Source organism: Streptomyces sp. NPDC104581 (assembly GCF_055583685.1).
This window is the reverse complement of the sequence record NZ_JBVJNN010000057.1, coordinates 12,622-37,775: the sequence shown is the minus strand read 5'-3', so window position 1 is coordinate 37,775 and position 25,154 is coordinate 12,622. Positions and strand designations below refer to the sequence as shown.

15 protein-coding genes and 1 pseudogene are annotated in these 25,154 nt (G+C 73.6%); 5 read left to right on the top strand and 11 right to left on the bottom strand.

The genetic code is table 11. From position 1 onward, the window contains the following. Positions 1-129: 129 nt before the first annotated feature. The 4 genes and pseudogenes from ACZ61E_RS30175 to ACZ61E_RS30160 form a co-directional block, all read left to right on the top strand. Positions 130-1,383: pseudogene (locus tag ACZ61E_RS30175) on the top strand (Cys-Gln thioester bond-forming surface protein); the annotation flags it as partial. A gap of 383 nt (positions 1,384-1,766) precedes the next feature. Then, positions 1,767-3,431, top strand: coding sequence for an energy-dependent translational throttle protein EttA (gene ettA / locus ACZ61E_RS30170; RefSeq protein WP_469703319.1), 1,665 nt, complete (start codon positions 1,767-1,769; stop codon positions 3,429-3,431). Position 3,432: 1 nt separating this feature from the next. Then, positions 3,433-3,858 carry an acyl-CoA thioesterase gene (locus ACZ61E_RS30165; protein ID WP_469703317.1) on the top strand — a complete coding sequence of 142 codons (426 nt, stop codon included), beginning with the start codon at positions 3,433-3,435 and terminating at the stop codon, positions 3,856-3,858. Next, positions 3,855-4,556, top strand: a complete 702-nt coding sequence (locus ACZ61E_RS30160) for a DUF8010 domain-containing protein (RefSeq protein WP_469703315.1) — start codon at positions 3,855-3,857, stop codon at positions 4,554-4,556. Before ACZ61E_RS30165 ends, ACZ61E_RS30160 begins: the two co-directional genes overlap by 4 nt. Before the next feature lie 145 nt (positions 4,557-4,701). On the opposite strand, the gene ACZ61E_RS30155 is transcribed toward ACZ61E_RS30160, so the two are convergent. The 4 genes from ACZ61E_RS30155 to ACZ61E_RS30140 form a co-directional block, all read right to left on the bottom strand. Continuing rightward, positions 4,702-5,709 (bottom strand): ABC transporter ATP-binding protein, encoded by a 1,008-nt coding sequence (locus ACZ61E_RS30155; protein ID WP_469703313.1) that lies wholly within the window; start codon positions 5,707-5,709, stop codon positions 4,702-4,704. Beyond that, positions 5,706-8,654, bottom strand: a complete 2,949-nt coding sequence (locus ACZ61E_RS30150) for an ABC transporter permease (RefSeq protein ID WP_469703311.1) — start codon at positions 8,652-8,654, stop codon at positions 5,706-5,708. The genes ACZ61E_RS30155 and ACZ61E_RS30150 overlap by 4 nt, the downstream gene beginning before the upstream one ends. A gap of 1 nt (position 8,655) precedes the next feature. Then, positions 8,656-12,057, bottom strand: a complete 3,402-nt coding sequence (locus tag ACZ61E_RS30145; protein ID WP_469703309.1) for an FtsX-like permease family protein — start codon at positions 12,055-12,057, stop codon at positions 8,656-8,658. Between the two features lie 176 nt (positions 12,058-12,233). Next, positions 12,234-12,632: a globin gene (locus tag ACZ61E_RS30140; protein WP_469703307.1), complete on the bottom strand. Its 399-nt coding sequence runs from the start codon at positions 12,630-12,632 to the stop codon at positions 12,234-12,236. A gap of 165 nt (positions 12,633-12,797) precedes the next feature. Here ACZ61E_RS30140 and ACZ61E_RS30135 point away from each other — a divergent pair, with 165 nt between their 5' ends. Continuing rightward, a complete protein-coding gene (locus ACZ61E_RS30135) occupies positions 12,798-13,832 on the top strand; it encodes a methyltransferase domain-containing protein (RefSeq protein ID WP_469703305.1) in 1,035 nt (344 codons plus the stop codon). Here ACZ61E_RS30135 and ACZ61E_RS30130 read toward each other — a convergent pair. The 7 genes from ACZ61E_RS30130 to ACZ61E_RS30100 all read right to left on the bottom strand — a co-directional run bounded on the left by ACZ61E_RS30130 (position 13,813) and on the right by ACZ61E_RS30100 (position 24,866). Then, positions 13,813-15,036, bottom strand: coding sequence for an FHA domain-containing protein (locus tag ACZ61E_RS30130; RefSeq protein WP_469703303.1), 1,224 nt, complete (start codon positions 15,034-15,036; stop codon positions 13,813-13,815). The genes ACZ61E_RS30135 and ACZ61E_RS30130 overlap by 20 nt on opposite strands. Positions 15,037-15,102: 66 nt before the next feature. Next, on the bottom strand, positions 15,103-16,458 hold the full coding sequence (locus tag ACZ61E_RS30125) for a vWA domain-containing protein (protein WP_469703301.1): 1,356 nt from the start codon (positions 16,456-16,458) through the stop codon (positions 15,103-15,105). Between the two features lie 148 nt (positions 16,459-16,606). Continuing rightward, positions 16,607-18,034 (bottom strand): PP2C family serine/threonine-protein phosphatase, encoded by a 1,428-nt coding sequence (locus tag ACZ61E_RS30120; protein WP_469703300.1) that lies wholly within the window; start codon positions 18,032-18,034, stop codon positions 16,607-16,609. A gap of 3 nt (positions 18,035-18,037) precedes the next feature. Further along, complete coding sequence (locus ACZ61E_RS30115; RefSeq protein ID WP_469703298.1) at positions 18,038-20,803, bottom strand: serine/threonine-protein kinase; 2,766 nt, start codon at positions 20,801-20,803, stop codon at positions 18,038-18,040. A gap of 118 nt (positions 20,804-20,921) precedes the next feature. Continuing rightward, complete coding sequence (locus tag ACZ61E_RS30110; protein ID WP_469703296.1) at positions 20,922-22,250, bottom strand: hypothetical protein; 1,329 nt, start codon at positions 22,248-22,250, stop codon at positions 20,922-20,924. Positions 22,251-22,383: 133 nt separating this feature from the next. Then, on the bottom strand, positions 22,384-23,457 hold the full coding sequence (locus tag ACZ61E_RS30105) for a glutamate ABC transporter substrate-binding protein (RefSeq protein WP_469703294.1): 1,074 nt from the start codon (positions 23,455-23,457) through the stop codon (positions 22,384-22,386). A gap of 11 nt (positions 23,458-23,468) precedes the next feature. Then, positions 23,469-24,866 carry a hypothetical protein gene (locus ACZ61E_RS30100; protein ID WP_469703292.1) on the bottom strand — a complete coding sequence of 466 codons (1,398 nt, stop codon included), beginning with the start codon at positions 24,864-24,866 and terminating at the stop codon, positions 23,469-23,471. Positions 24,867-25,154: the final 288 nt, after the last annotated feature.

The following is a 25,154-nucleotide window of genomic DNA, read 5'->3' as shown; positions in this document are numbered from 1 at the left end:
CTCCCCCCCCCCCCCCCTCCCCCTCCCTCTTTTTCCCCTCCCCCCCCCTCCCCCCCCCCCCCCCCCCCCCCCCCCCCCCCCCCCCCCCCCCCCCCCCCCCCCCCCCCCCCCCCCCCCCCCCCCCCGACGCTCGACGGCCTCCGGACCTTCGACAAGGCCGTCCTCCACACGGACGGTGAGGCGCGCGAACTGCCCGCCGGGCTCTTCGAGATGACCGTCGACGGCGGCGGCAAACTCAAGACGTACTGCATCGACATCCACAACCCCACCCAGAACCAGGCCAAGTACCTGGAGACCCCCTGGGCCCAGACCTCACTCGGCGCGAACAAGAACGCCGGGAAGATCCGCTGGATCCTCCAGAACTCCTACCCCCAGGTCGACGACCTGGCCGCGCTCGCCGACGACGCGGGCACCGGGCCGCTCACCGCGCGGACCGCCGCCGCCGGTACGCAGGTCGCGATCTGGCGCCACTCGGACAACGCCGACGTCGACGCCGTGGACCCGCAGGCCGAGAAGCTGGCCGACTGGCTGGAGCGGAGCGCCGATCACCTCGGTGAGCCCAGGGCCTCGCTCACCCTGGAGCCCGGCGCGGTCTCCGGCAGGAGCGGTGAGCTGCTCGGTCCGGTCACCGTCCGGACCGACGCGGACAGTGTCGCGGTGTCCCCGCCCGCCGACGCCGCCGCCATGGGCATCGAGGTCACCGACAAGGACGGCGAGCCCGTCACCGAGGTGACCGACGGGGCGCGGCTGTACTTCGACGTCCCCGAGGACACGGCCGACGGCACGGCCTCGCTGAGCGTGCAGGCGACCACATCGGTACCGGTGGGCAGGGCGTTCGCCGGGGTCACCAAGAGCCAGACGCAGATCCTGGCCGGCTCCAGCGAGTCCACGGTCTCGGCGACGGCCACCGCCACCTGGGCCGCGCGGGGCGCGATACCCGCGATCACCGCCGAGAAGAACTGCGCGAAGGGCGGTGTGGACGTCACGGCGGCGAACAAGGGCGACGAGCCGTTCACCTTCCAGCTCGCCGGTGAGGAGTACGAGGTCGAGGCCGGCAAGTCCCGGACCGTCACCGTGCCGGTCGCCGAGGACCAGGCCTACGACTTCACGATCACCGGGCCGGGTGGCTTCACGGAGAACTTCCAGGGTGTCCTCGACTGCCGGACCACCGGAAACCCGGCCCCGCCGGCCGACGAGACCACCACTCAGCTGGCGCCGGCCACGGCGGACGTCACCGGGGGCACGGACGGGCTCGACCTGGCCGAGACCGGCACCTCCAACGCCACCCCGATGATCGCGGGTGTCGCGATCGGGCTGGTCCTGGTGGGCGGCGCGGCGGTCTTCTTCTTCCGCAAGAAGAACGACCCCTCCACCGAGGAGTAAGCGGCCCGCCGGGTCGCACGACAAGCTCCGGAGGGTGGCACCGCCCGCACCGATCGGTGCCACCCCGCCCAACGGTGCGGCCCGCTGATCGCCGTGGCCGCCGGGCCGGCATCGCGACGGTCGGCGCGACGGCCTCCCCTGACAGCGGCTCCGGCGCGCTGACGAATCCGGTCGCGCGCCGGGGCCGCGCCGACGCGGCGTCGGCCCCCGGCCGCCTCCGGCCCGCCCGGTGGCCGGAGCCGGGTGCCGCGGGCCGGGACGCACTGTCCGAGCCCTGGACACGCGGTTTCTCCCTGGGCGGGAACGTGCGGCAAGATGGATTCATCTGCCCTCACGCGGCGGAGCCGCACATTGGCCCTTCTCGATCTGCCGGACGGTTTCTCTTGGCTGAGTACATCTACACGATGCGCAAGACGCGCAAGGCGCACGGCGACAAGGTCATCCTCGATGACGTGACGCTGAGCTTCCTGCCCGGTGCGAAGATCGGTGTGGTCGGCCCCAACGGCGCCGGTAAGTCCACCGTCCTGAAGATCATGGCCGGGCTGGAGCAGCCGTCCAACGGCGACGCCTTCCTGACGCCCGGGTACTCGGTCGGGATGCTCCTCCAGGAGCCGCCGCTCGACGAGACCAAGACGGTCCTGGAGAACGTCCAGGACGGCGCCGCCGAGACCATGGGCAAGCTGAAGAGGTTCAACGAGGTCGCCGAGCTGATGGCGACCGACTACTCCGAAGCGCTGATGGACGAGATGGGCAAGCTCCAGGAGGACCTGGACCACGCCAACGCGTGGGACCTGGACACCCAGCTGGAGCAGGCCATGGACGCGCTGGGCTGCCCGCCCGGCGACTGGCCCGTCACCACGCTCTCCGGCGGTGAGCGCCGCCGTGTCGCGCTCTGCAAGCTGCTGCTGGAGGCCCCCGACCTGCTGCTGCTCGACGAGCCCACCAACCACCTGGACGCCGAGTCCGTGCAGTGGCTGGAGCAGCACCTCGCCAAGTACCCCGGCACCGTCGTCGCCGTCACCCACGACCGGTACTTCCTCGACAACGTCGCGGGCTGGATCTGCGAGGTCGACCGCGGCCGTCTGCACGGCTACGAGGGCAATTACTCCAAGTACCTGGAGACCAAGCAGGCGCGTCTGAAGGTCGAGGGCCAGAAGGACGCCAAGCGCGCCAAGCGGCTCAAGGACGAACTCGAGTGGGTCCGCTCCAACGCGAAGGGGCGCCAGGCCAAGTCCAAGGCCAGGCTGGCCCGTTACGAGGAGATGGCCGCCGAGGCCGACAAGATGCGGAAGCTGGACTTCGAGGAGATCCAGATCCCGCCGGGCCCCCGGCTCGGCAGCGTCGTCGTCGAGGTGGAGAAACTCTCCAAGGCGTTCGGCGACAAGGTCCTCATCGACGACCTGTCGTTCTCGCTCCCGCGCAACGGCATCGTCGGGATCATCGGCCCCAACGGCGCCGGCAAGACCACGCTCTTCAAGATGATCCAGGGCCTGGAGCAGCCGGACTCCGGCAGCATCAAGGTCGGCGAGACCGTCAACATCAGCTACGTCGACCAGAGCCGCGCCAAGATCGACCCCAAGAAGACGCTGTGGGCCGTCGTCTCCGACGAGCTGGACTACATCAACGTCGGCCATGTCGAGATGCCCTCGCGGGCGTACGTCTCCGCGTTCGGCTTCAAGGGCCCGGACCAGCAGAAGCCGGCCGGGGTACTCTCCGGCGGTGAGCGCAACCGCCTCAACCTGGCGCTGACCCTCAAGCAGGGCGGCAACCTGCTGCTCCTCGACGAACCGACCAACGACCTCGACGTCGAGACCCTGTCGTCGCTGGAGAACGCGCTGCTGGAGTTCTCCGGCGCGGCCGTGATCATCTCTCACGACCGCTGGTTCCTCGACCGCGTCGCCACGCACATCCTGGCGTACGAGGGCGAGTCCAAGTGGTTCTGGTTCGAGGGCAACTTCGAGTCGTACGAGAAGAACAAGGTGGAGCGGCTCGGTGCCGACGCGGCCCGGCCGCACCGCGCCACGTACAAGAAGCTGACCCGAGGCTGACATGGCCCGCCATCACTACAGCTGCCCCCTGCGCTGGTCGGACATGGACGCCTTCGGGCACGTCAACAACGTCGTCTTCATCCGCTATCTGGAAGAGGCGCGTATCGACTTCATGTTCCGGCTGGCGCCCGGGGAGGGCTCGCCGTCCTTCTCGGGCGGGTCGGTCGTGGCCCGGCACGAGATCGACTACAAGCTGCCGCTGGTCCACCGGCACGAGCCGGTGACCGTGGAGCTGTGGGTGACGAAGATCGGCGCGGCGACGCTCACGATCGCGTACGAGATCAAGGACGAGGACCGGGTGTACGTACGGGCCTCGACCGTCATCGTGCCGTACGACCTCCAGGCGGGCCGGCCGCGGCGGATCACCGCCGAGGAGAAGTCCTTCCTCCTGAAGTACCTCGACGACGCGGAGGCGCTCGCGGCATGACGGCGACGACCGTGCGGGCCCTGCGGCTCGCCGACACGGCGGAGGCGGCGGATCTCGCCGCCTTCCTCGGTCGGCTGATCCGCTACGACCGGGCCGCCGCGGTGCGTCTCCAGGCGGGCGGCGGGGCGGTGGCCGTGTTCGGCCGCCCGCCGGCGTTCGAGGTGCTGGCGATCCGTTCGGCGCGGTTGCGTGACACGGAGGCGGGGGAGGGCCCGGTGGAGCTGGACGTCACCGTCTCCGCCGGTGAACTCCTCGAAGGGATCGATGAGCTGACGGGCGGCTTCGGGCTGCCCGCCGCCGTCACCGGGCCGCCGTGGACCGGGGTGCTGCCGCCGCGCGGAGGCTGGCAGCTGGTGCCCGGCCTCCCGGGGCCCGACGGGCTGCGGCAGACGGTCGCGGCGGCGGTCGCCGAATTCCGCACGCGCGACGAGGCGTTGCCCGAAGCGCACCGGGACCGCGCCGAGCGGGACCGGATCGGCCGTGAGATCTGGTCGCGGACGGTCGGCGGTACGGGGCTGCCGCTGCGTGCCGTGCACGCGGCGCAGTCGGTGGGTTTCCTGCGGCCGATGCCCGAGGACGCGCCGGTGGCGCTGCTGAGGGCGGGGGCGTGGACGCGGCTGCGGACGCCGTACGGCTCGATCGCCGTACGGACGGGCGGGGCGGGTGGCATCGGGGGGCTGAGCGTCACCCCGGCGTAGGGCTCGTCGCCGACGTGGCGGGGCCCTGTTGCCGGGCCGGCCGCCGGGTCGCGCCCGGTGGGTGGTCTGTCCTCGATCGCCGTACGGGCCGGATCTGCCCGGCCGGCGCGGGTGGTTCGCCGGACGCGCCGGCCGGGGGCTGCCCTCAGTCGGGGGACGGGGCCGAGACGTCCGGGGTGTCCGGGGTGTCCGGCCAGACTCCGATGTGGTCCTTTTCCAGTTCCAGCAGCACGCGGTGCTCCATGACCAGCGCGTTCGTGTACTCCGCGGGGAGCTGGAGGCGGCCCGCGCGGTCGAGCATCGCGTACTCCCGCGCCACCACCGACTCCTGGCCCGTCGTCGCGTCGACCTCCGTACGGCGCAGCACCTCCGACGAGGTGCGGCCGTCGCGGATGGCGACCGTCCGGCGTACCTCGCTCGCCACGGCCTGGTCATGGGTGACGATCACGATCGTCGTGCCCAGCTCCTCGTTCGCGCGCCGGAACGCGGCGAACACCTGCTCACCGGTCGCCGAGTCCAGCTCTCCCGTCGGCTCGTCGGCCAGCAGTACGGAAGGGGAGTTGGCGAGGGCTACGGCGATCGCGACGCGCTGCTGCTGACCACCCGACATCTGGTGCGGGCGCCGGTCCCGGCAGTCCGCGACGCTCAGCATCGCCAGCAGCGACTCCGCCCGCGCGGCACGCTCTGCCCGTCGGCGGCGGCCACCCCGTTGGCTCAACTGCATCGGCAGGGCCACATTCTGAGCGGCCGTCAGGTACGGCAGCAGATTGCGTCCCGTCTCCTGCCAGACGAAGCCCACCGCCTCGCGCCGGTAGCGCAGCCGGGTCTTCGCGTCCATGGCCAGCAGGTCGCGGCCCGCCACCTTCGCGGCGCCGGCCGTCGGGACGTCCAGCCCCGCGAGAATGTTCATCAGCGTCGACTTGCCGCTGCCCGACGCGCCCACGAGAGCCATCAGCTCGCCCTCCGACACCAGGAGGTCGAGGCCCTGGAGGGCCTGCACCTCCACCCCGTCGGCGGTGAAGATGCGCACCAGCCGGTCGCAGGCGATGAGCGCGTCGTGGCCGTACGAGGGCCGGTCGCGGTGCGTTCCCGCCCGCCGCTCCAACTGCTCCAGCGTCACTGCCGACCCGTTCGACCCGTTCGGCGATGTCATCGGCTGTCTCCTGCCCTGAGTTCGTTGACCGACCCTTGCCGTCCCGCCCACCACGCCTGGACGACGGACACCGCGCCGGCGAGCGCCAGCACCCCCACCGCGGGCAGCACCAGCGACCACGGATCGGCCCGGAGCGGCGCCGCTTCCAGTGTGACCTCCGACGTCGCGTCGAGTGCCAGCCGTACGAGATCCACCCCCGGCGCCAGCAGCACGATGGTCGCCCAGCCGACCAGCGCCCCGCCCACGGCGGCCAGCAGCGCCTGCGGCAGGACCTCCAGGCCGAGCAGCTGTCTGCCCTGCCGCGTCGTGAGACCCATGGTCCGCAGCCTCGCCAGCAGGGTGACGCGCTCCGGAGCCGTCTGTGCCAGCGAGAGCAGCAGGGCCAGCAGCGCGTAGCCCGCGCCCGCCGCGATCGCCGCCGCGTAGATCCGTTCGGCGCCCTCCTGCATGGGCGTGTTGACGAACGTGCTCCGCGCCTCGGTGCGCAGCTTCACACTGAGGTCGTCGCCGAACCCGGCGACCGTGCGGCGCAGTGCCGCGCCGTCCAGCTCCGCGCCGTCGACCAGCAGGGCGGTCGGTGCCCGCTGCGTCAGGTCGGCGGCGTTCACCAGGAGGTAGTCGGCGCCGGGCGCCGCCGGGGTGTTCCGGCGCACCTCCGCCACCCGCACCTTGAACTCCCCGGCCTCGGACCGGATCTCGCGCGGCTGGTCACCGAGGCGTTCGGCGACGGCGGGCGAGGCGATCGCGGGCAGCACCCGGTCCGGGTCCGGCTCGCCGTCGCGCACACCGCCCCCGCCGACGGACTTCAGGGAATCGGGGGAGAACTCACCGAGGCCGGTCTGGCGGGCCAGCCGCGCGTAGGTCCGCGGCTCCACGCCGATCATGGTGACGCCGCGCGATTCCCGGATGCCCTGGTTGTCGGAGGGCAGCGGCACACCGTACTCGACGCGCATCGCGGTCACCTCACCGACCCCGGCGCTCTCCCGTACGGCCGCCACCAGTCCCTCGGGCAGCGCGGGCGCCCAGCCGACGACGCTGATCCGGGCGTCGGCGCCCGTCGCCAGTACGGCGGCCCGTTCCCTGGCGCCCTCGATCCCCGCGAGGACCGAGCCGCCGAACGCCGCCGTCGTCAGCGCGACCAGCAGGGCGAGCAGCGGCAGCGCGCCGGAGGACGACGCGCGGCCCGCGCGGGCCAGCGAGAGGAAACCGACCGCGCCGCGCAGCCGCCCCGCCGGACGGCCCACCAGACGCAGCGGTAGCGGATACAGACGTACGAGGACGAGTGCGGCGATCAGTCCCACCAGCACCGGCGCTGAGCTGACCAGATAGTCCACGTCGCCCATACCGCCGGTGCCCCCGGAGCCGGACGCGCCGCCCGTGCCGCGCCGGCGCAGCGCGACCACCGCGCCGATCGCCAGGGCCAGCAGGGTCAGTTCGGCGATCATGCGGCGGCGGGAGGGCCGGGTCCGGACGAGATCCTCGCGGCCCCCGTGCGGCAGCGGCCTGCGATGCCGTACGACGGCCCGCAGCGGCAGCGCGGCACACGCGAGCAGGGCCGTGGCGCCGGCGGCGGCCACGGCGGGCAGTAGCCGGGCCTCCGGCACGGTCAGGAGGGCGAGCCCCAGACCGACGGCCGCCGCCGGTACGACGATCACCGCCGTCTCGGCGAGGAGCCGGCCACCGATGCCGCGCAGGGACCCGCCGCGTGAGCGCAGCAGGGCGAGCTCGGCCCGGCGCCGCGCCGCGATCAGGCCGCCCGCCATCACCATCACGACGGCGGCCACGGCCCCGATCCCCAGTGCGGCGACGGTGACGACCGGGGCGATGGCGGCACGCATCGCGCGGTGCCCGGCGACGATGTCGTCGAGTTTCGTCGACACCACGGCGACCGGCCCCACGACGTTCGTGCGCAGCTCCGTCAGCTCCGGGCCGTTCTTCATCGACGCGACGCGCGAGGCGAGCGCCGGGGCGTCGCGTGCGGTGAGCGCGGTGGTGTCGGGCGCGATCCGCCAGTACAGCTGGGGCTCACCGGTGGTGGCGAGCAGTACGGGAGCGGCGTCGGGCGGCAGGAGGAGGGCGGCGCGCCAGTAGCGGGGCTGCGGGCGGTCGTCGGTCTGTTTGGCGACCAGCGCGGGGACGCCGAGTGCGGGCTCGAAGGACCAGTAGCTGTTGTCCGGGTCCCGTGGCGCGACGATCCCGGTGACTCGTACACCGATGTCGTCCCGGCCGGCGGCCGGCACGTGCAGCACCGAACCCACCTCGATGTGCAGGGACTCGGCTGTCTCGGCGGTGACCGCGGCCTCCACCTCCGCCGTGGCCTCCGTCACCGGCGCGTCGACGCGGGGGAGCCGGCCCTCGCGGAGCGCGGAGTGGCGGTCGAGCTCCGCCTGGGCGGCGAGGGTGAACGCCGGCGGCAGTCTGTCGGGTGCGGCCAGCCAGGGATCGGCGATCTCGATGGGTTCGGAGGTCCGCACGCCGTACGCCGAGGCGCCCTCGTCGGCCCGGACCGGCGCCGGCAGGCCCCGCACGATCTTCCGCTGTGTCTGTGCCACCCACGGACCGCGCAGGGCCCTCTCCCGGTCGGCCCTCGGCATGCCGGGGCCGAACGCCGGCGAGCTGATCTCCAGGACCCGCTCGACGGCGCCGGCGGTCCGGATGTCGTGGCGCAGGCCGTTCGTCTCGTACGCGTCCACGGAACGGGGGAACGCGGCGGCGAGGTAGGCGGTGAGCACGACGAGCACCGCCGTCGCGGCGGCGGCACCCGGCGCGGTCCGCAGCCGCGTCCGCACCCAGGGCGCGACGGCCCGCGCGGGGCGTTCGGCGCGGGCCGCGGCGCCGCCGGGCGAGGAGCCGCGGTCGCCGCCACCGGCGTCCGTACGGGACCCGGGCCCGGCCACGTTCTCGGGCCCACCGTTCTCGCCGGGGTCCCGCGAAGGAGTCCGCATCTCAGTTGCCTCCCCGTTCGCGCAGCGTGACCACCGGGTCGGTGCGGCGCAGGGCCAGCGACGCGATCATCAGCAGGGGCAGCGCCGACACCCCCGCCAGCAGCGCCGCCACCTGACCGGTGGGCAGTTCGACCAGGACGCGCGGGACGGGCTGGGTGGCCTGGCCCGTCAGGACGACCAGGGGCACCACCGCCCTGGTCAGGACGGCACCGAGGGCCAGCCCGACCAGGAGCGCGACCGCCAGCAGCACACCCTGCTCGGTGGCTATCAGCCGGGCGAGCTGGCGCCGTGGCGTCCCAAGGGCCCGCAACAGGGCGAATTCGGCGGCCCGTTCGCGCTGCGACCCCGCCGCGCTCACCGCGAAGCCGACCGCCGCGAGCGCCGCCGCCGCCATGGCGGCGGCCGTCAGCGCGGACTGCGGGCCGACCCCCAGCGGATCGCTCAGCAACTCGTCGGCCGTCTCGTCGCGCACCAGGACCTGCGCCGGGTCGAGGTCGGACCGCTCGCGCAGCGTCTCGGCGATCTCCTCCGTACGGTCCGGTGCCGTGCTCAGCCACCACTCGGTGGGCGCCAGCGAGGCCACGCGCCGTCCGGTGAGCACCTCGTTGACGGTGCGCAGATCGACCAGGAGTCCGCCGCCGTCCCCCGGACGGCCGCCGTCGGCGCTCTCCGGCACCGCCCGCTCGCTCAGGGCGCCGGCCCCGGTGGTGGGCAGCCCGCCGACCGCGCGCACGAGCTTCACCCGCAGGCGCTGACCCGAGACCTGGACGTCCACGGTCTGCCCGGTCTTCGCGCCGGCCGCGCGCAGAAACGCGTCGGTGGCGATCCCGGGCACCACGGCAGGCGGCTCGGCGCGCGCCGCGCTCATGTGGACGGTGACGCCGCGCGCCGGGTCGGAATAGGGCCCGGTCCCCGGGCTGACCCCCGTGTCGTACGACAGCGTCAGCGGGGTCTTCGCCGAGACGACCGGTTTCAGCGGCACTTCCGGGTCCGCCTCGCCGTCCAGTGAACTCAGCAGCGTGGCCCGCCAGTCGGAGTCCCGGGGCATGCCGACCGGCCGCGCGGCGCCGTCGGCGTCCAGTGAGCGCAGCGCCTCGACGCGGATCCGGTGGGTCTCGCCCGTGCTCTGCGGAGCGGTCGAGACGAACTCCAGCGCGGTCAGTGCCAGCGGTTCCGCCGGGGCGAGCGGTGTGCTCCTCGCCTCGGGACCGGCGACGGAGTCCGTCTCTCCGGTCAGATCGAGCGTCACGGTGTGCGGGCGGCCGTCGACGGGCACCTCGCCCACGGGCAGGCGGTGGCCGACGCCGTACCGGTCCTCGACCACCACCGTGGCGAACGGGACGGCGCCGCTCGGCGACACCCCGTCGTCCGCCCCGGTGTCGGTGAGCCGCAGTGTGATCCGGAGCTGACGGGTCCCGTCGGGCAGCGGGGTGCCGGGCCGGGCCGTCCCCGGCGGTTCCAGCGTGGCCAGGAGCCGGGCCGCGCCCTTGTCGCCGGACAGCCCGCGGGTGTCGTCCCGCAGCAGCATCCCCTCGTCCGCGTGAGCGGTGTCCAGCGCGAGGACGGCGGCGATCCTGTTGCCCGCCAGCTCGGTGGTCGCACGGTGCGCCGGGGCCGCCTCGCGCACCCCCGGCAGCGCGGCGTAGATCCCCGCCTGCCCGGGTTCCCCCGGCCGGTCGGTCGCCACCCGCACGGACGCGCCGGTCCGGAAGTCCGCCTGGTCCTCCTGCGAGCGGTCCCACGACGCGCTCTGCCCGATCGCCAGCATCCCCATCGCCACGGCCAGCACCAGCAGCAGCACCGGGCCCGCGCCGCGCAGCGGCCGGCGGCTGAACTGCCAGCCGGCGAGCGCCGACGACAGGCCCGCGCCGTTCGCCGCGCGCCGCTCGGCGAGACGCGCCACGGGTGGCAGCAGGCGAAGGGTCAGTACGGTGCCCGCGAGCAGGGCCAGCGCGGGAGCGGCGACCAGCAGCGGATCGACGCCGAGTTCGCCGCGGCTGTCACCGCTGAGCGCTCCGCCGCCCGAGGTCGCCGTCTGCCGGTCCAGCTGCCAGTACGCCACGGCGGCGACCACCAGCAGCCCCACGTCGGCGCCCGCGCGCACCGGGCCCGGCAGCGCCTTCGCCCTGCCGCGCCGCAGCCCGGTCGCGCCGGCCGAGGCCAGGGCGGGCGCCACGACGGCGGCGGCGCACGCGAGCGCGACCCCGCCGCCGGTCAGCCACACCTCGGCGGTGGAGGTGTCGCCGAGCCGCAGCCCGATCTCGGTGAGCCTGCCGCTGTCGGCCAGGAGGCGGGTCAGCGGCCCCGCCAGCAGCGGCGCGCAGAGCGCGGCGGGCAGCGCGAGGAGCAGCGCCTCGACGGTGGTGAGCCAGAGGATCCGGCGCCGGGAGCCGCCGCGTGCCCGCAGCAGATCGGTCTCGCCCGTCCGCTCGGTGCTCAGCATGCGGGCGACCAGCAACAGGGCGTACCCCGCGAGCAGTACGAGCTGGACGGCGACGATCAGCAGCGTGGAGCGGGAGACGAGGAGCGCGCGTTCGGTCCGGTCGAGCACGCCCGGCAGCGCGGTGGTCACGTTCACGCCGTCGGCGAAGACGGGTTGGGCGGCCAGGGTCCTGGGCCCCCGCTCGGCGGTGGTGCGCAGCGAATCGATACGGCCGGTGGTGACGGACCGGAAATCGGCGGCGGCCAGCCAGGAGAGGTCGCCCGCCGAGAGCTGTCCGGAGTCGAACAGGGCGGGGTCGGTGAGCAGCGGACCGTACGTGGTGAAGGTGACCGTCCGCACGCCGTTGCCGCCGAGGCTGTCCAACTTCCAGTACGGATCGGTGAGATCGGCCGGCCGGTAGACGCCGGTGACGCGGATCGCGAGGGGCTTGTCCCCCAGCCGGTCGACGAGGGTGAGCCGGGTCCCCGCCCTGAGCCCGAGCTGCGTCGCGGCGACCTCCGGGAACGCCGCCTGCACGGGTTCGCCGTCGCCGGGGCCGCCCGCGGCGGGCCAGGCCCCGCTCACCAGCCGTACGCGTGAGCGGTCGAGCGTCGCGAAGTGCGTGAGGTCGGGTTCCCCCGCGCGGGCGGCGGGCGGCTGAAGGGCGCGGGGGAGCGCGTACGACCCGGAGCGCTCCAGCTTCCCCACGGTGACCGGCAGCCCGTCGAAGGACTTCCGGGCGGCCTCGGACGCCGCCTCGTCCGCGGCCTCCCGGTCGTCGGCGGCGACCTGCGCGCTGATCACGAGCGCCGCCGACGCGGCCTCCCGGCCCTGGAGCGTGTGACGGAGCGCGGCGTCCCCGATCGATCCGGAGAAGGCGGTGAGCGCCGACAGGACGGAGGTGGTGAGGAGGACGGCGAGCAGGGCCGCGGCGAGCAGGAGCCGGTGTGCGCGGACGCGCAGAAAGACGAACCCCGTCACACGTCCCCCCGCCGATCAGCCGTTCTCCCCCGGAGCCTCGGATACTTTCAGAGGGCAGCCGTCGTTGAAACCGCTCAGGGGCGTACTTTGATCCGATCGTGACCGTTGTGCGGAACGCGCGTTCCGTATTCCGGGGCGGCCGCCGGTGCCCACCGGGCCGGGCCGGGGTGGTCCGCTCAGCTGTTGACCATCGACGCGGCGGCGTACGTCATGTAGTTCCAGAGCTGCCGCTCGTGCTCCTCGGAGAGCTCCAGCTCGTCGATGGCCACCCGCATATGGCTCAGCCACGCGTCGTGCGCGGCCCGGTCGACGGTGAACGGCGCGTGGCGCATCCGCAGCCGGGGATGGCCCCGGTTGTCGCTGTAGGTGCGCGGGCCGCCCCAGTACTGCATCAGGAACAGCGTGAACCGCTCCTCGGCGGGCCCCAGGTCCTCCTCCGGGTACATCGGCCGGAGCAGCGGGTCCTCGGCCACGCCCTGGTAGAACCGGTGGACCAGGCGCCGGAAGGTCTTCTCCCCGCCGACCTGCTCGTAGAAGGTCTGCTCCGAAAGTGTGCCGCGCGGAATCTCGTTCACCCCTCCATGGTCGCAGACCCACCGGCCGAGTACCTGAGGTCTAGGTCCTCTCTTCGCACCGGCGTCCGGGGCGGAACCGGCCGGTCCCGCCCCGGAATCCGGTTACCCGGGGTCCGCGCGACGGTACTGCTCGCTTCCGCGCCCGGGACACAGGACAGTGGGGGCATGGGCGTTCACTGCGGGCATCACCAGGCGCACCGGCCGGGCGACGACGACCGGGGCGTCGCCGCCGAGGCGCGTGCCGCCATGGTGCGGGGCATGGTGGACGACGGGGCGCTGGCGGACCCGGCCTGGCGCGCGGCGTTCGAGGAGGTTCCGCGCCATGTGTTCGTGCCGTACTACTTCACCGGCGGGCCCGGCAGGCCCGGCGGCCACGACCGGCTGTGGTGCGACGACCCCGATCCGGTGCGGCGGCTCCGCTGGCTGCGCGGCGCGTACGCGGACGGGGCGCTGGCCACCCGGGTACGGGACGGTGAACTGATCTCCTCCAGCAGCCAGCCCTCCCTGATGGCCCGGATGCTGGTGGAGCTGGAGGTGCGCGACGGGCACACCGTCCTGGAGATCGGCGCGGGCACCGGCTACAACGCGGGCCTGCTCGCGCACCGGCTCGGCGACGAGCGCGTCACGACGGTCGATCTGGATCCGGAGATCACCGAGTCCGCCCGCAGGCATCTCGCGGCCGCCGGGCACCGGCCCACGGTCGTCACCGGCGACGGCACGACCGGGTGCCGGCGGCGGGCGCCGTTCGACCGGATCATCGCGACCTGCACGCTCTCCGCGGTGCCGTCCGGCTGGCTGGAGCAGTGCGCGGACGGGGCGCGGATCCTGGCGCCGCTGTCCACCGGCTTGATCGCGCTGGACGTCGCCGAGGACCTCAACGGCCGTTACGCGGAGGGGCACTTCCTGCACACGTCCGCCTTCTTCGTCCCGCTGCGGGGCGGCACGCGGGAGCCTGGGCTGCCGGTCCTCCGGCGGATCGGCGGACTGCCCAGGCGGGCGCTGGAGAACGAACTCTTCCGCTTCATGCTCTCGCTGACGGCGGGCAGCCTCGACCCGCACGAGGCCCTCTCCCTCTGGGAGCGCGAGAAGCGCCCGCAGCGGGAGAGGTTCGGCATCACAGTCGGCCGGGACCGGCAGTGGGCCTGGCTGGACGACCCCTCGGGGCCGTACGTCTGGCCGCTCAGCCCCGGCGGATGGTGATGGTCGTCCAGGCGCCGACGTGCACGCGGTCGCCGTCCTTGAGGGGGACGGGGACATACGGCTGGATCGGGTCCTCGGCGCCGTTCAGCGTCGTGCCGTTGGTGGAGTTCTGGTCGACCACCGCCCAGCCGCCGTCGGGCTGCTGGACCAGGACCGCGTGCTGGTGCGAGACGCCCGGGTCCTCCGGCGGGACGGACAGGTCGACATCGGGGGACTCGCCGGTGGAGTGACGCCGGCGGCCGATGGTGATCTGGTTCCCGGTCATCGGCAGATGCTGTTCCGGTGAGTACGCGGGCAGGTTGAGACCCGTCGCCTCGGGACCGCTGCGCTGCATCATCGCCATGAAGTACTCACGGTCCGGTGCGACGACCGCGGTCCAGTTGCCCGGCGGCTGGTACTGGTGGGGCGGCTGCTGCTGCTGGTGCTGCTGCGGGGGGCCCTGCTGGAACTGCTGCGGGGGCGCCGAGGACTGCGACTGCGAGGGCGGCGGCAGCACCCAGTCGTCGCCACCGGTCTGCTGCGGCGGCGCCGGGGGCCCCGACTGCTGGAACGAGGGGGGCGACGGCGGTCCCTGCTGCTGGTACGGCGGGGGCGGCGGCGGTCCCTGGTGGCCGTGGGGTCCGGGAGGCGCGTGCGGTCCGGCAGGTCCGGACGGACCGGGATGGCCGGGGGGCGCGGGGGGTCCGCCCTGCGGGCCGGGTCCGCCGGGGCCGCCCTGCTGGTCGGGGACCAGCGGTTCGGCGGGCCGGTTCAGCTGGGAGGGGCGCGAGCCCTGGTAGTCGTACGGCTCCGGCGGCCGGGGCGGCCCCTGCTGGGCCTGGAAGCCCGGCGGCAGGTTCAGCCCCGGAGGCGGCGGTCCGCCCGGTCCACCCGGTCCACCCGGCCCGCCGGGGCCACCCGCCCCGCCCGGCTGCTGGTGCTGCGGAGCCAGCGGTGTGTACGAGGTCGCCGTGTTGGTGAGGAAGTTCCACCGGCACTCCTCGCAGAACAGGGCGTTGCCCTCGCGGGGAGTGCGGCACTGCGGGCAGAGCTCCGCCTGCGCCGTCGAGTTCGGGTCCTGCGGGTAGCCGTAACCGGGCGCCGGCGGCGGTGGGGGAGGCGGCGGCACCGAACCGGCGGGAGCGCCGGCTCCGGCCATGCGATGGCCACAGACCTCGCACCAGTCGTCGGAACCCGACTGGTGTCCGTTCGGGCAAGTCGGCATGTCGGCGCCTCCCCCTCTCCTCGTCCGGCCCGCAGGCCGCGGTTGATCGTTACGTCGCGTTGTCCGCTACTTCTTGACGCGGACCGTCTTCGTCGAGCGAGTATCCAGCGTCATCTCGTCCTCGTCCGCGACCTTCGCTTTCAGTCGCACAGTACCCGTCGCCGCGTCGACAACGTCCACCACCTTCGAAAGCAATTTCGCCGTATCGGCGTTACCCGAGTCCGACGCGAGCTGCACCGCGCGTCCCAGTTTGGCCGTCGCGCCGTCGAAGTCGCCCGACTTGCGGGCCTCCAGGCCCTGTTGGATGACCTGCGCCAGCTCGGCCTGGCCCGTGTAGTGCGCGACCTGCGGATTGATGGACGTCGACGCCGCCATGTCGTCCGTCCACACCGCCCGTACCAGTCCCTGGGACAGCACCTGCGACGTGCCGTCCGCGGCGGGGAGGATCAGCGAGACCCTGGCGGCCAGCATCTCCTGGCCGACGCCCGCCTCCGGGACCTGGACACTTACGTGGTAGTCGCGGGACTCGTCGCCCCAGGATCCTGTCGGGTAGTCCCCCGCACGGGGGTTGGCGTCGGTACGCCGCTCGGTCAGCTCCTCGACCGTCGGCGCCACCTGCTTGACGAACTTGATCTCCACACCGACGGGAGTCCAGAGGCGCAGCGCGACGTCCGCGACCTCCTTGCCCATCGCGTTCTCCATCATGTCGGTGAAGTCGGCGGCCAGGCCCGAGGGATCGGCCACGATGTCCGCCGTGCCGAGCATCGCCGACGCGATGCCTGTGACCTCTTTCACCACCCAGTCCGTGCCGACGCCGCGGACGTCACAGGTGAAACGGCCGGCACAGGCGTCCAGCGAGGCGCGCAGGTCCTCCGGCGTCTCGTGCTCGTTCCGGCCGTCGGTGAGCAGGATGCCGTGTCTGATCGACACGTCGGCCGAGGCCAGCAGCCGGTCCGCGAGCCGCAGCCAGGTGCCGATGGCCGTACCGCCGCCCGCGCTCAGCTTGCGCAGGGCGTTCTTGGCCTCGGCGCGGGTGGTGGCGTCCGCGACCGCGAGCCCGCCCCCGCCCGGATAGACCTCCTTGGCCACGTGCGTCCCCGCCACCACGGCGAACGCGACGCCGTCGCGCAGCGTGTCGACGGCGGCGGACGTGGCATCGCGCGCGTTGCGCATCTTCGTCGGCGGATAGTCCATCGACCCCGAGCAGTCGACCATGATCACCACCGCCGCGTTCGGGCTCCCGCCCGGCGGCGTCGCCGATGCCGGGGACGCCCCCGTGAGCGGCGCACCGCCGCTCGTACCACCCCCGGTGGACGTGACCGTCACGATCGCGTTCACCTCGCGCCCGCCTTCCGGCAGGAACTCGTTCTGGTACACCTCGACGGAGAACTGCGGCACTGTCGACTTGGAGAAGTTCGCCATCTGTATCGGCTCCTTGACGCTCCACTGGCAGAAAATCCAAAACGTGAGAGGGACGGCGGCGGCAGGGCAACGGGCCGGCGTGCTCCCGGGGTCGGACCGGGGGCCCGCCCGGTCGCCGCCGCGGTCGGTGGTCCGGGCAGTGGGGTGCTCAGGCCGGGCTGTAGGCGGATCCTGCCCCTTGCCGCGGCAGGGCGAACGGCAGCAGCGCCACTGTTACGTTGTCGTGGCCCCCACCGTCGAGCGCGTGGCCCACCAGTACCTGGGCGCTGTGCAGCGGCCTGCCCGCGGCGTCGGGCGGCAGGACCCTGGCCATCTCCTGCGGACTCTCCGCGTAGTTCCACAGCCCGTCCGTGCACACCACCACGACACCGGGCCGGTCCGGTTTGAAGGACGCCGTGTGCGGTTCGAGTTCGTACGCGTCCGCGCCGAGCCAACCGGTGATGGCGTGGGCGCGCTCGTCCGCGTACGCCTCCGCCTCGTTCATCAGGCCCGCGGCGACCATCTGCGCCGCCCAGGAGTCGTCCTCGGTGAGCCGCGCGGGCGGGCCGCTGCGGTCGTCGGGCACCCAGTAGGCGCGGCTGTCGCCGACCCAGCCGACGACCAGCAGCCCGCTCGCCACGACCGCGCCGACGATCGTGCACGCGGGCGCGTTCTGCGCGCGGTGCGCGGACTCCTCACCGGCCCGACCCGGCCGGGTGGCAAGGAGGTTGACCGCCTCGGCGGCGGCCACGATCGCCTCGTGCATCGCCTGCTGCGGGTGCGTGCCGCGCGGCAGCGCCGTCAGCAGCACCTCGTTGGCGGTCGCCGAGGCCGCCGCCGACGCCTCGTCGGGGCGGGTCGCCGACGACACCCCGTCGCAGACGATCGCGATCACGGCCGGTGTGCCGTCCGGCAGGGCGGCCGACGACACGGCGAACGCGTCCTCGTTGCGGTGGTGGCGCAGCCCGCGGTCGCTGACCGCCGCCACGGAGTCCAGCTCCTGCTCCACGTGGTCGCGCTCGCGCGGCTGCGCGTGACCGCAGTTCTCGCAGTACCCGTCGGTGTCGACATGGCCGGCCCGGCAGGCCACACAGAGCTTCGCACCCGCCGGGGCCGCGGGCGGCGCCGTACGCGGGTCGGCCGGGTCGGCGGGGGCGGCCGTGGCGGGGTCCGGCGAACGGTGGTCGGTGACATGGGGCACCGGGGGCGCGGCCCCGGCGGACGCGTCCGGCGCCGCCGCGGGCGCGGGCAGTTCGAAGTCACCGGCCGGGGTGGGCGCGGCCGGGGTGTGCCCGGAGAGCGGCACCCCGGTCGAGTCGAGGCCGGGCAGCTCGCCCGGCAGATGCACCGGGGCGGGCGAGTCCGTGCCGTCCCTGTCGGCGGCGGGCCAGTCGACGGCGCCCGGGGGAGCGGCGCCCGGAGGGAGCCCGGCCGGCGACAGGGCGCCGTTGATGACGATCGTGGCGTGGTCGTCCGGGGGCGGGGGCACGGCCGACAGGTCGTACCCGCACGCACCACAGAACAGGTCGCCCGACTCCAGCGGCTCCTCGCAACCTGGGCACCTCGAAAGGGCTGTCGGCTGGTGCATCTGCGACATCAATCACACCCACGTCCGGGGGCGGAAGCGGTTGGCCCGCTCCACCAGGTCGATCCTCTCCTCGCCACGCTGAGCGAGCCGGGCAAGCACCCGGTACGAGCGTTCCAGTCCCAGGCGAAGACCGCGCTCGTCCAGTTCACTGCCGAGCAGCGTGGTCTGTCCGGGCCGATTCCCTGGACCACCGGAGAGTACCCAGTCCAGAGCCGTGCCCAGTACCTCCGCCGACAACTGCTCGCGCCGCATCGCGTCCAGGCCGAACTGGCCCAGTCGCGAGATCTGGTCGGCGGCGGCCCGCAGATCGTCGATCAGCGGGGTGTCCGCCGTGGCTCCCGCCGGGCCGGCCGGCCACGGCGAGCGCAGGTCACGGCGGCGCAGCCGGGACCGTACGGCCGCGATCCTGGCCGCCGTGTAATGGATCGACGCCTCGGGGACCGACTCCAGCGTCCGTACGGCCGAGGCCCGGTCACCCGCCGCGTTCTGCACCCGGGCGAGACCGAAGGCGGCGCTGACGTAGCTCGGATCCGTCATCCATACGAGGCGGTAGTACTCGGCCGCGTTGTCGAGCTGGCCCAGCACCTCGGCGCAGACCCCGAGCGCCAGCTTCGGCGCCGCCTCACCGGGGAACGCGTCGTAGATCGCGTCGAAGGAGAGCGCGGCGATCTCGTGCTCACCCGTCACGAGCGAGGCCAGACCCCGGTACCAGACCACCCGCCAGTCGTCGGCGTGGCGCGCCTCCAGTTCGGTCAGCGCCTCGGAGGCCGTGACCAGTTCACCCATCTCCAGCCGGGCCCGCAGCTCACGCAGCCGCCGCTCGACGGAGTCGGCGGGAGCCGCCGCCAGCGCGGAGATCAGCTCGGCCGGGGCGGAGGCCATCAGACCGGCCAGGAAACCGGCGTTGGGGTCGTTCGCGTCGACCCGTGGCACCGGCAGCGCCAGCGCGGTGGCGCCCGCGTCGATACGGGCGAGCGGGGCACCGGTCTCCAGCGGCTCGCCCGCCGGGGAGACGGGAACGCCGCCCGGCGCCTGCCGGGGTGCCGGGACGCCGCCCTGACCGCCGTTCACCGGCGGGAGTGGGGGCTGGGCCCCGAAGGGCGCCGGGGGCGGCGGCATCGCCGGCCGGCCGGGCAGCGGGACGGGCGCGGGCGCGCCGGCCGCGAGGCCCGGACCCCCCGGGGGCGGGGAGTTCGTGGCGCCGTCGGTGCCCGCCGCCCTGCCGCGGCGGCCGAACGGACCGGAGCGCACCGGCTCGGGGCGCAGCCCCAGCCGTGACACGTTCCGCGAGGTGTCGGCGAACAGCAGGGTGTCCGTGACCCGCAGCTCCGTACCGAACTGTGTCGAGAGCGCCGGCCGGGGACGCCCCGTCTGAAGCGCCACGACCTCCCGCAGCACACCGGTCAGCTGCTCGGCCATCTCCTGCGCGGAGGCGAACCGCCGCGCCGGATCCGGGTCCGTCGCCCGGACCAGCAGCCGGTAGAACGACTCGTACTTCCGGAACACGTCGATGTTGTCCGGGTCCGGCAGCGAGTCCACGAACACGTTCGTGTACCCCTGGAAGTCGAACGTCAGCACCGCGAGCGTGCGCGCCACCGTGTACAGGTCGGAGGCGACCGACGGGCCCACCTCGGCGACCTCCGGGGCCTGGTAGCCGACGGTGCCGTAGATGGCCGACTCCTCGTCGTCCATCCTGCGGACCGCGCCCATGTCGATGAGCTTGAGCTGGTCCTCGGACTGGATCGCGTTGTCGACCTTGAAGTCGCAGTAGAGCAGATTGCGGCTGTGCAGATGCCCGAGGGCCTCCAGCGCCTCGATGCCGTACGCGCACGCCTGCTCGACCGGCAGCGGGTCCCGCTTGCCGTCCGGGCCGCGCCGCTCGTTGGCGATCTCCTTGAGCGCCTTGCCGCCCACGTACTCCATGACGATGTAGCCGTCCATGGAGCCGGTCCGCTGGTCGAGGTGTTCCACGAAGTTGTAGATGCGGACGATGTTGGAGTGCTCGATCTCCGCGAGGAAGCGCCGCTCGGAGATCGCCGCCTCCATGGCGTCCTGGTCGCCCGTGTCGAGCAGACCCTTGAGGACCACCCAGCGGTCGGAGACCGCCCGGTCGACGGCGAGATAGATCCACCCGAGCCCGCCGTGCGCCAGACAGCCCGCGACCTCGTACTGCCCGTGGACGATGTCGCCCTCGCGCAGCTTCGGCACGAACGAGTACGGGTGGCCGCACTTGGTGCAGAACCCCTCCGTACGCCCCGGGCGCTCACCGCGCGAACGGCCCACCGGCGCACCGCAGTCGGAGCGCGAGCAGTACCGCTTGCGCTCGGGGACCTCGGCGCTCGTCATCACCGCCGAGCGCGGATCGGGCCTCGGCACGTCCGGTACGGAGACGAGACCGGCGCCCAGCCTGTTGCGGCCCGACGCCGCGGCGGAGGCGCCGGAGCTGCGCACCGAGACCGACCGGCTGGAGAGCCGCCCGGACAGCGAACGCGACAGCCGCCCCGAGACCGAACGCCGGGACGTCGACGAGCGCGAGGAGGCCCGCGACGACGCGCGGGACGAGCCGGAGCGCGCCGAACCGCTGCCCCGGCCACTGCCCTTGCCGCCCGCCCCGCTGTCCCTGCCGCCACCGGTGACCCCGGTCGGCGGGGACGACACCATGCCGGTCGGCGAGACGACCGGAGCCAGACCGCAGGTGTCGCAGTACAGCTCACCGCCGCCCATGTCCTCGTAGCCGCCCTCGCAGCCCGGGCGCTGGCATCTCCTCGTCCCGCTCATCGTTCCCCCCGTTCGCCCATGTCGTTCGTACCGTTCCCGCTGTTCGCGCCGTGCCCGGCGCGCGTGCCGCACGTACCGCCGGCGCCGCCCGGTCTCCCGGTCGCCACCCCGTCGGCGCTCACGTGTTCCCTCCGCCGCCGGCCGGCCCGGAGCCCCGCTGGGCCAGTGCCTCGGCCGCCGCCCGCTGGTAGCGCAGCACCGCCTGTTCGGCGACGCGCAGATCGCACGGGGCGCTCCAGAGCATCCGGCGGGCCGCGTCGTAGCGCTCGGTCAGCATCAGGTCCTCGGCGAGCCCGTGCCGGGCGACCTTCGCCTTGTACGCGTCGAGCCTGCCGCGCAGCTCGGCCCGGACCGCGAGCGGAGCCGTGACGGCCGTCAACGACTCGCGGGCCCGGTGCAGTTCGTCCTCCGCCTCGCGCTCCAGGGACTCCAGCAGCGGGGAGAGGCGGTGCCACTGCGCGTGTCTGCGGTACTCGGCGGCCGTCGACAGCCGCTCCTGGAGCGCCGTCGACGGACCGCTCACCGCGGGCACCTCCGACGCGGCGATCTTCGCGAGCACCTCACCGCGGGCCGACCGCGCCTCGGTGAGCGTACGGTCGGCGCGCGACAGGACGTCCCGCAGCCGCAGCAGCCGCGCCTCCGAGTCCTGCCGCACCGTCAGGACCGCGTCGATCTCACGGCGCACGTCCTCCAGCGCGCGGGCCGCCCGGTCGTAGCGCTCGGTGTCCGGCCGGCCGCCGCCGGGGGCCGAACTGCCGTGCACCGGCTGCCAGAAGGCCAGCGGATCGGAGATCACCTGGGCGCGCAGCGTGGACAGCTCGTCGGTGATCGCCTCCAGTTCGTCACCCGCCGGGTGCTCCCCGGGCCGCACCCCGGCGGAGTGCGCCAGCGAGCGGGTGCGCTTCAGCTCGGCGGCGAGCAGGTCTATCCGGGCCGGCAGGGCCGACCAGACGGAGTCCGACGCCACGACCATGTCAAGCGACTGCGCGTACAACTCGTTCATCCGGGCGACCAGTTCGGCGAGCGTGAACTGTTCGGAGAGCTTCGCCGGTCCCGCGATCGACGGGGCCGCGGAGGCGGAGCCCGCGACCGTGACGCTGCGGCCCCGCAGCTTCTCGGTCAGGTCCACCAGGTCCTGCTGGTTGAGCCTGCGCAGCCGCGCGCGGGCCTCGCGGGCGCCGCGCAGCGCGGCGGCGTACGCGTCGAAGTAGCTCCACAGCAGGATGATGGTCTGTTCGGTGGTGGCCCAGCGGTCCTTGGTGACCCCGGTGAGGGAGGCGCCCTCCAGCAGCCGCCGGCCCGCGTGGTCCTGGAGGGCGAGCAGGGACGTCTCGATCGCCTCGTGCTCCGCGCCGAGGCGCGCGAGGGCACGATCCGCCTCGTCCCGGTCCATGGGGGGACCGGCCGACTTCCCCGTCGGACCGGGGAAGGAGCCCGCGTCGCCCATCGATCACCTCTCCGCTCTGTCCTGGCCGCCGGCGCCGTTCACCGGTGGCGGTGCGTGATCTTCCGTTCTGGTTCCGCCTCTTCGGGGCGCCGGTGCCCGGCTTCCCGGTGCCCGGCTTCCCGGTCCCCGGCCCTCAATCCTTGTACTTGGCCTTGGGGGCCGCGGTTATGCCCGGCAGACCCTCCTTCAGCCACTGGTTGTAGGAACGCATCCAGAGGCTGCCGGAGCCGCCCGCGCGGTAGTCCTCCAGGACCTGGTTGACCCGGCGCACCAGATCGTCGCTGCCCAGCTTGGCCGCGACGCCGTAGTACTCCTCGGTGAACGGCTCGCCCACCAGCTCGACCGCCGGGTCCTGCGCCGCCTGGCCGGCCGCGAGCGCGTTGTCGGTGACGACCGCGTCGACCTCGCCCATCTGGAGCCGCACCAGGCAGTCCAGCTGGTTCGACACCGTCAGTCTGTCCTCGTCCTCGTCTGTCCCGTCGTGCTTGTCCTCGAAGACCGCGCCGAACGACTGCTCCGCCAGCGCGTCGTACGCCGTCGAGCCCGACGCCGAACAGACGCGCTTTCCGGACAGCGACGCGTCGTACCCCGTGATGTCCGAACCCTTGGGCACGAGCACCTGCTGGCCGGCCTGGAAGTAGGCGGTGGAGAAGGAGACCTTCTCCAGCCGCTTGCAGTTGATCGTCATGGTCCGTACGACCAGGTCGACCGTGCCGTTCTCCAGGGACTGTTCGCGCAGATTGGTGGGGATGGCGCGGAAGATGATGTCGTCGGGGGAGCCGAGGATGTCCTTGGCGATCTCCCGCGCCAGGTCGATGTCGAAGCCCTCGATGGTGCCGGTGGCGGGGTTGCGGTAACCCCAGCTGAAGCTGTTCTGGTCGATGCCGACGACCAGTTTGCCCTGGGCCTTGATGCGTTCGACGGCCGGTCCGTCCTTGTTGTCCGGCCGCAGACTGCGCTCCGGCTCCTCGCAGTCCGCCGCATCGGCGGCGGGCGCTGCCCCGGCCGTGACCTGGCGCGGTTCGGTGTCCTCACCGGTCCGGCTGTCGCGGGACAGCGGAAGAAGGGCGAGCGTGGCCGTCAGCGCGACGGCGGCGGCGACCGTGACCCCTGTGCGCCGGGCGGTCGGGCGACGGTCCGTCCCCGGTGGCCGGTACGGCTCGCGGGGCCCGTCCGTGCCCGTCGGCTCCGTGGTGTCGGCTGTCATTCCTCCCCCTGTCACCGGTACTCCGAAAGCCTGCGGTTGATACCCAGGATCGCGCCCACCGCGCCGAGCAGGGCCAGTACGACCGCCCCGGCCGACAGGCCCGTCAGCGCGTCCCGGCCGGAGTCGGCGGCGTCGGTGAACTCCCGCTGCTCGTGCCCGATCGCCTCCTCCAGCGCGTCGTCCACCTCGTCGAACGACTCGCCCGTCGAGTCCTTGTCGCCGATGACCTTCGCCAGCGCGCCCTCGTAGTCACCGGCCTTGTCGGTGTCGTTCGCCGACTTGTGCCGCTTCTGCCACTCGGCGGCGGCCGTGCGGGCCTCGCCGACCGGATCGGAGCCCGCGCTGTCGTCGGCGAGCTTCCGCGCCTTCTCCAGCGCGGTGTCCAGCTCCTTCATGTCGGCCTGGTGGTCCGTCTCGTACCGGTCGCTGCCGTCCTCCGTCAGGACGGCGCCGCGGGCGACCAGCGTCAGGTTCTCGTTCGCCCGCGCCTTCAGCGAGCTGATCCGCGCGTCGTTGAGGACCGTCAGCGACGCCTGGCCGTGCGCGCTCGCGTCGTTGAGCTGCGTACGCGCCACCGTGTGGCCCACCGCCAGCCAGAGCAGCACGACCGCGGCGGCGGCCGTCGCCGCCAGCAGGCCGTGGTTGAACACCCTGTTCGTACGGTGGTAGTTGCGCCGCTGCGCCCAGGCCAGTACGCCCAGCGCCACGGCACCGGCGGCCAGGGACAGGAACGGCCATGCCCGCGCGTCCCCCTGGTCCCGGTGGAGCTGGGCGGTCTCCGACGCGTACAGCTTCTCGGCCGCCGGCAGGATCTCCTTCGTCATCTTCTGGTTGGCGTAGCGCAGATAGGCGCCGCCCAGCGGCAGGCCCTGCCGGTTGTTGGCCCGCGCGCGCTCGATCAGCCCCGTGTAGAGCGGGAGTTGCTGGTTGAGCGTGGCGATCTGGTTGCGGGACTCACTGGAACCCTCCGTGTTCGCCGCGGCCTTGACCAGCAGCAGGGACGCGGTCTCGATGTCGTCCTGGTAGAGCTTCCGTACCTTCGCCGGTTCCTGCGCGCCCGCCAGGAAGCCGCTCGCGGCGGCGGTGTCGGCGCCGGCCAGCGAGCGGTAGATGTTCGCCGCGTCCGCGCTCAGCGGCTGGCTGCGGTCGACCACGTCGTCGGCGGCGACGGACCGGTCGCCGATCTCGAAGGCCGTCACCGCTCCGAACACCACGACCAGCAGGGCCAGCAGGGCGCCGATGATCTGGAGCCGGCCGGGCTCCGTCGTCGCCGCCGCGCGCAGGCGCTCCCTGCCCTCGGCCCAGGCGCCGTGCCGCGCGGGTGGCGGCGCGGATGGCGGTGCCGGCGGCGCGGGCGCGGACGGCGGCGCCGGAACAGGCGCTGTGCGCACCTTCGGCGGGTATGTCACGTGACCTCCCCCTGGGTCCTGTCGACGGCGTCGCGCTCTTCGGCGGACCGTGGGACGACTCCCGGCCAGAAGTATGGCCGCAGGAACCGGCGTCCACACAAGCCTTGACTGGATCTTGTGCGGACGGAGCCCGCCGGCGGAGCACGGTCTCCCCGGCCCGCTCCCCCCATTGAATACGTCAGGAACCCGTGATCGGTTCCCGAACGTGAGGGTCCGATCACGGGTCCTGGGGGTGAACGCGCCCGGTGCACGCCCGGTGCACGCCCGGTCCGTGCCCGGGTCGGTGCA

Coding starts and splice junctions, on each gene's coding strand:
- ACZ61E_RS30165 (WP_469703317.1), top strand. CDS start 3,433: ATGGCCCGCCATCACTACAGCTGCCCCCTGCGCTGGTCGGACATGGAC.
- ACZ61E_RS30160 (WP_469703315.1), top strand. CDS start 3,855: ATGACGGCGACGACCGTGCGGGCCCTGCGGCTCGCCGACACGGCGGAG.
- ACZ61E_RS30155 (WP_469703313.1), bottom strand. CDS start 5,709: ATGACATCGCCGAACGGGTCGAACGGGTCGGCAGTGACGCTGGAGCAG.
- ACZ61E_RS30150 (WP_469703311.1), bottom strand. CDS start 8,654: ATGCGGACTCCTTCGCGGGACCCCGGCGAGAACGGTGGGCCCGAGAAC.
- ACZ61E_RS30135 (WP_469703305.1), top strand. CDS start 12,798: ATGGGCGTTCACTGCGGGCATCACCAGGCGCACCGGCCGGGCGACGAC.
- ACZ61E_RS30130 (WP_469703303.1), bottom strand. CDS start 15,036: ATGCCGACTTGCCCGAACGGACACCAGTCGGGTTCCGACGACTGGTGC.
- ACZ61E_RS30125 (WP_469703301.1), bottom strand. CDS start 16,458: ATGGCGAACTTCTCCAAGTCGACAGTGCCGCAGTTCTCCGTCGAGGTG.
- ACZ61E_RS30120 (WP_469703300.1), bottom strand. CDS start 18,034: ATGTCGCAGATGCACCAGCCGACAGCCCTTTCGAGGTGCCCAGGTTGC.
- ACZ61E_RS30115 (WP_469703298.1), bottom strand. CDS start 20,803: ATGAGCGGGACGAGGAGATGCCAGCGCCCGGGCTGCGAGGGCGGCTAC.
- ACZ61E_RS30110 (WP_469703296.1), bottom strand. CDS start 22,250: ATGGGCGACGCGGGCTCCTTCCCCGGTCCGACGGGGAAGTCGGCCGGT.
- ACZ61E_RS30105 (WP_469703294.1), bottom strand. CDS start 23,457: ATGACAGCCGACACCACGGAGCCGACGGGCACGGACGGGCCCCGCGAG.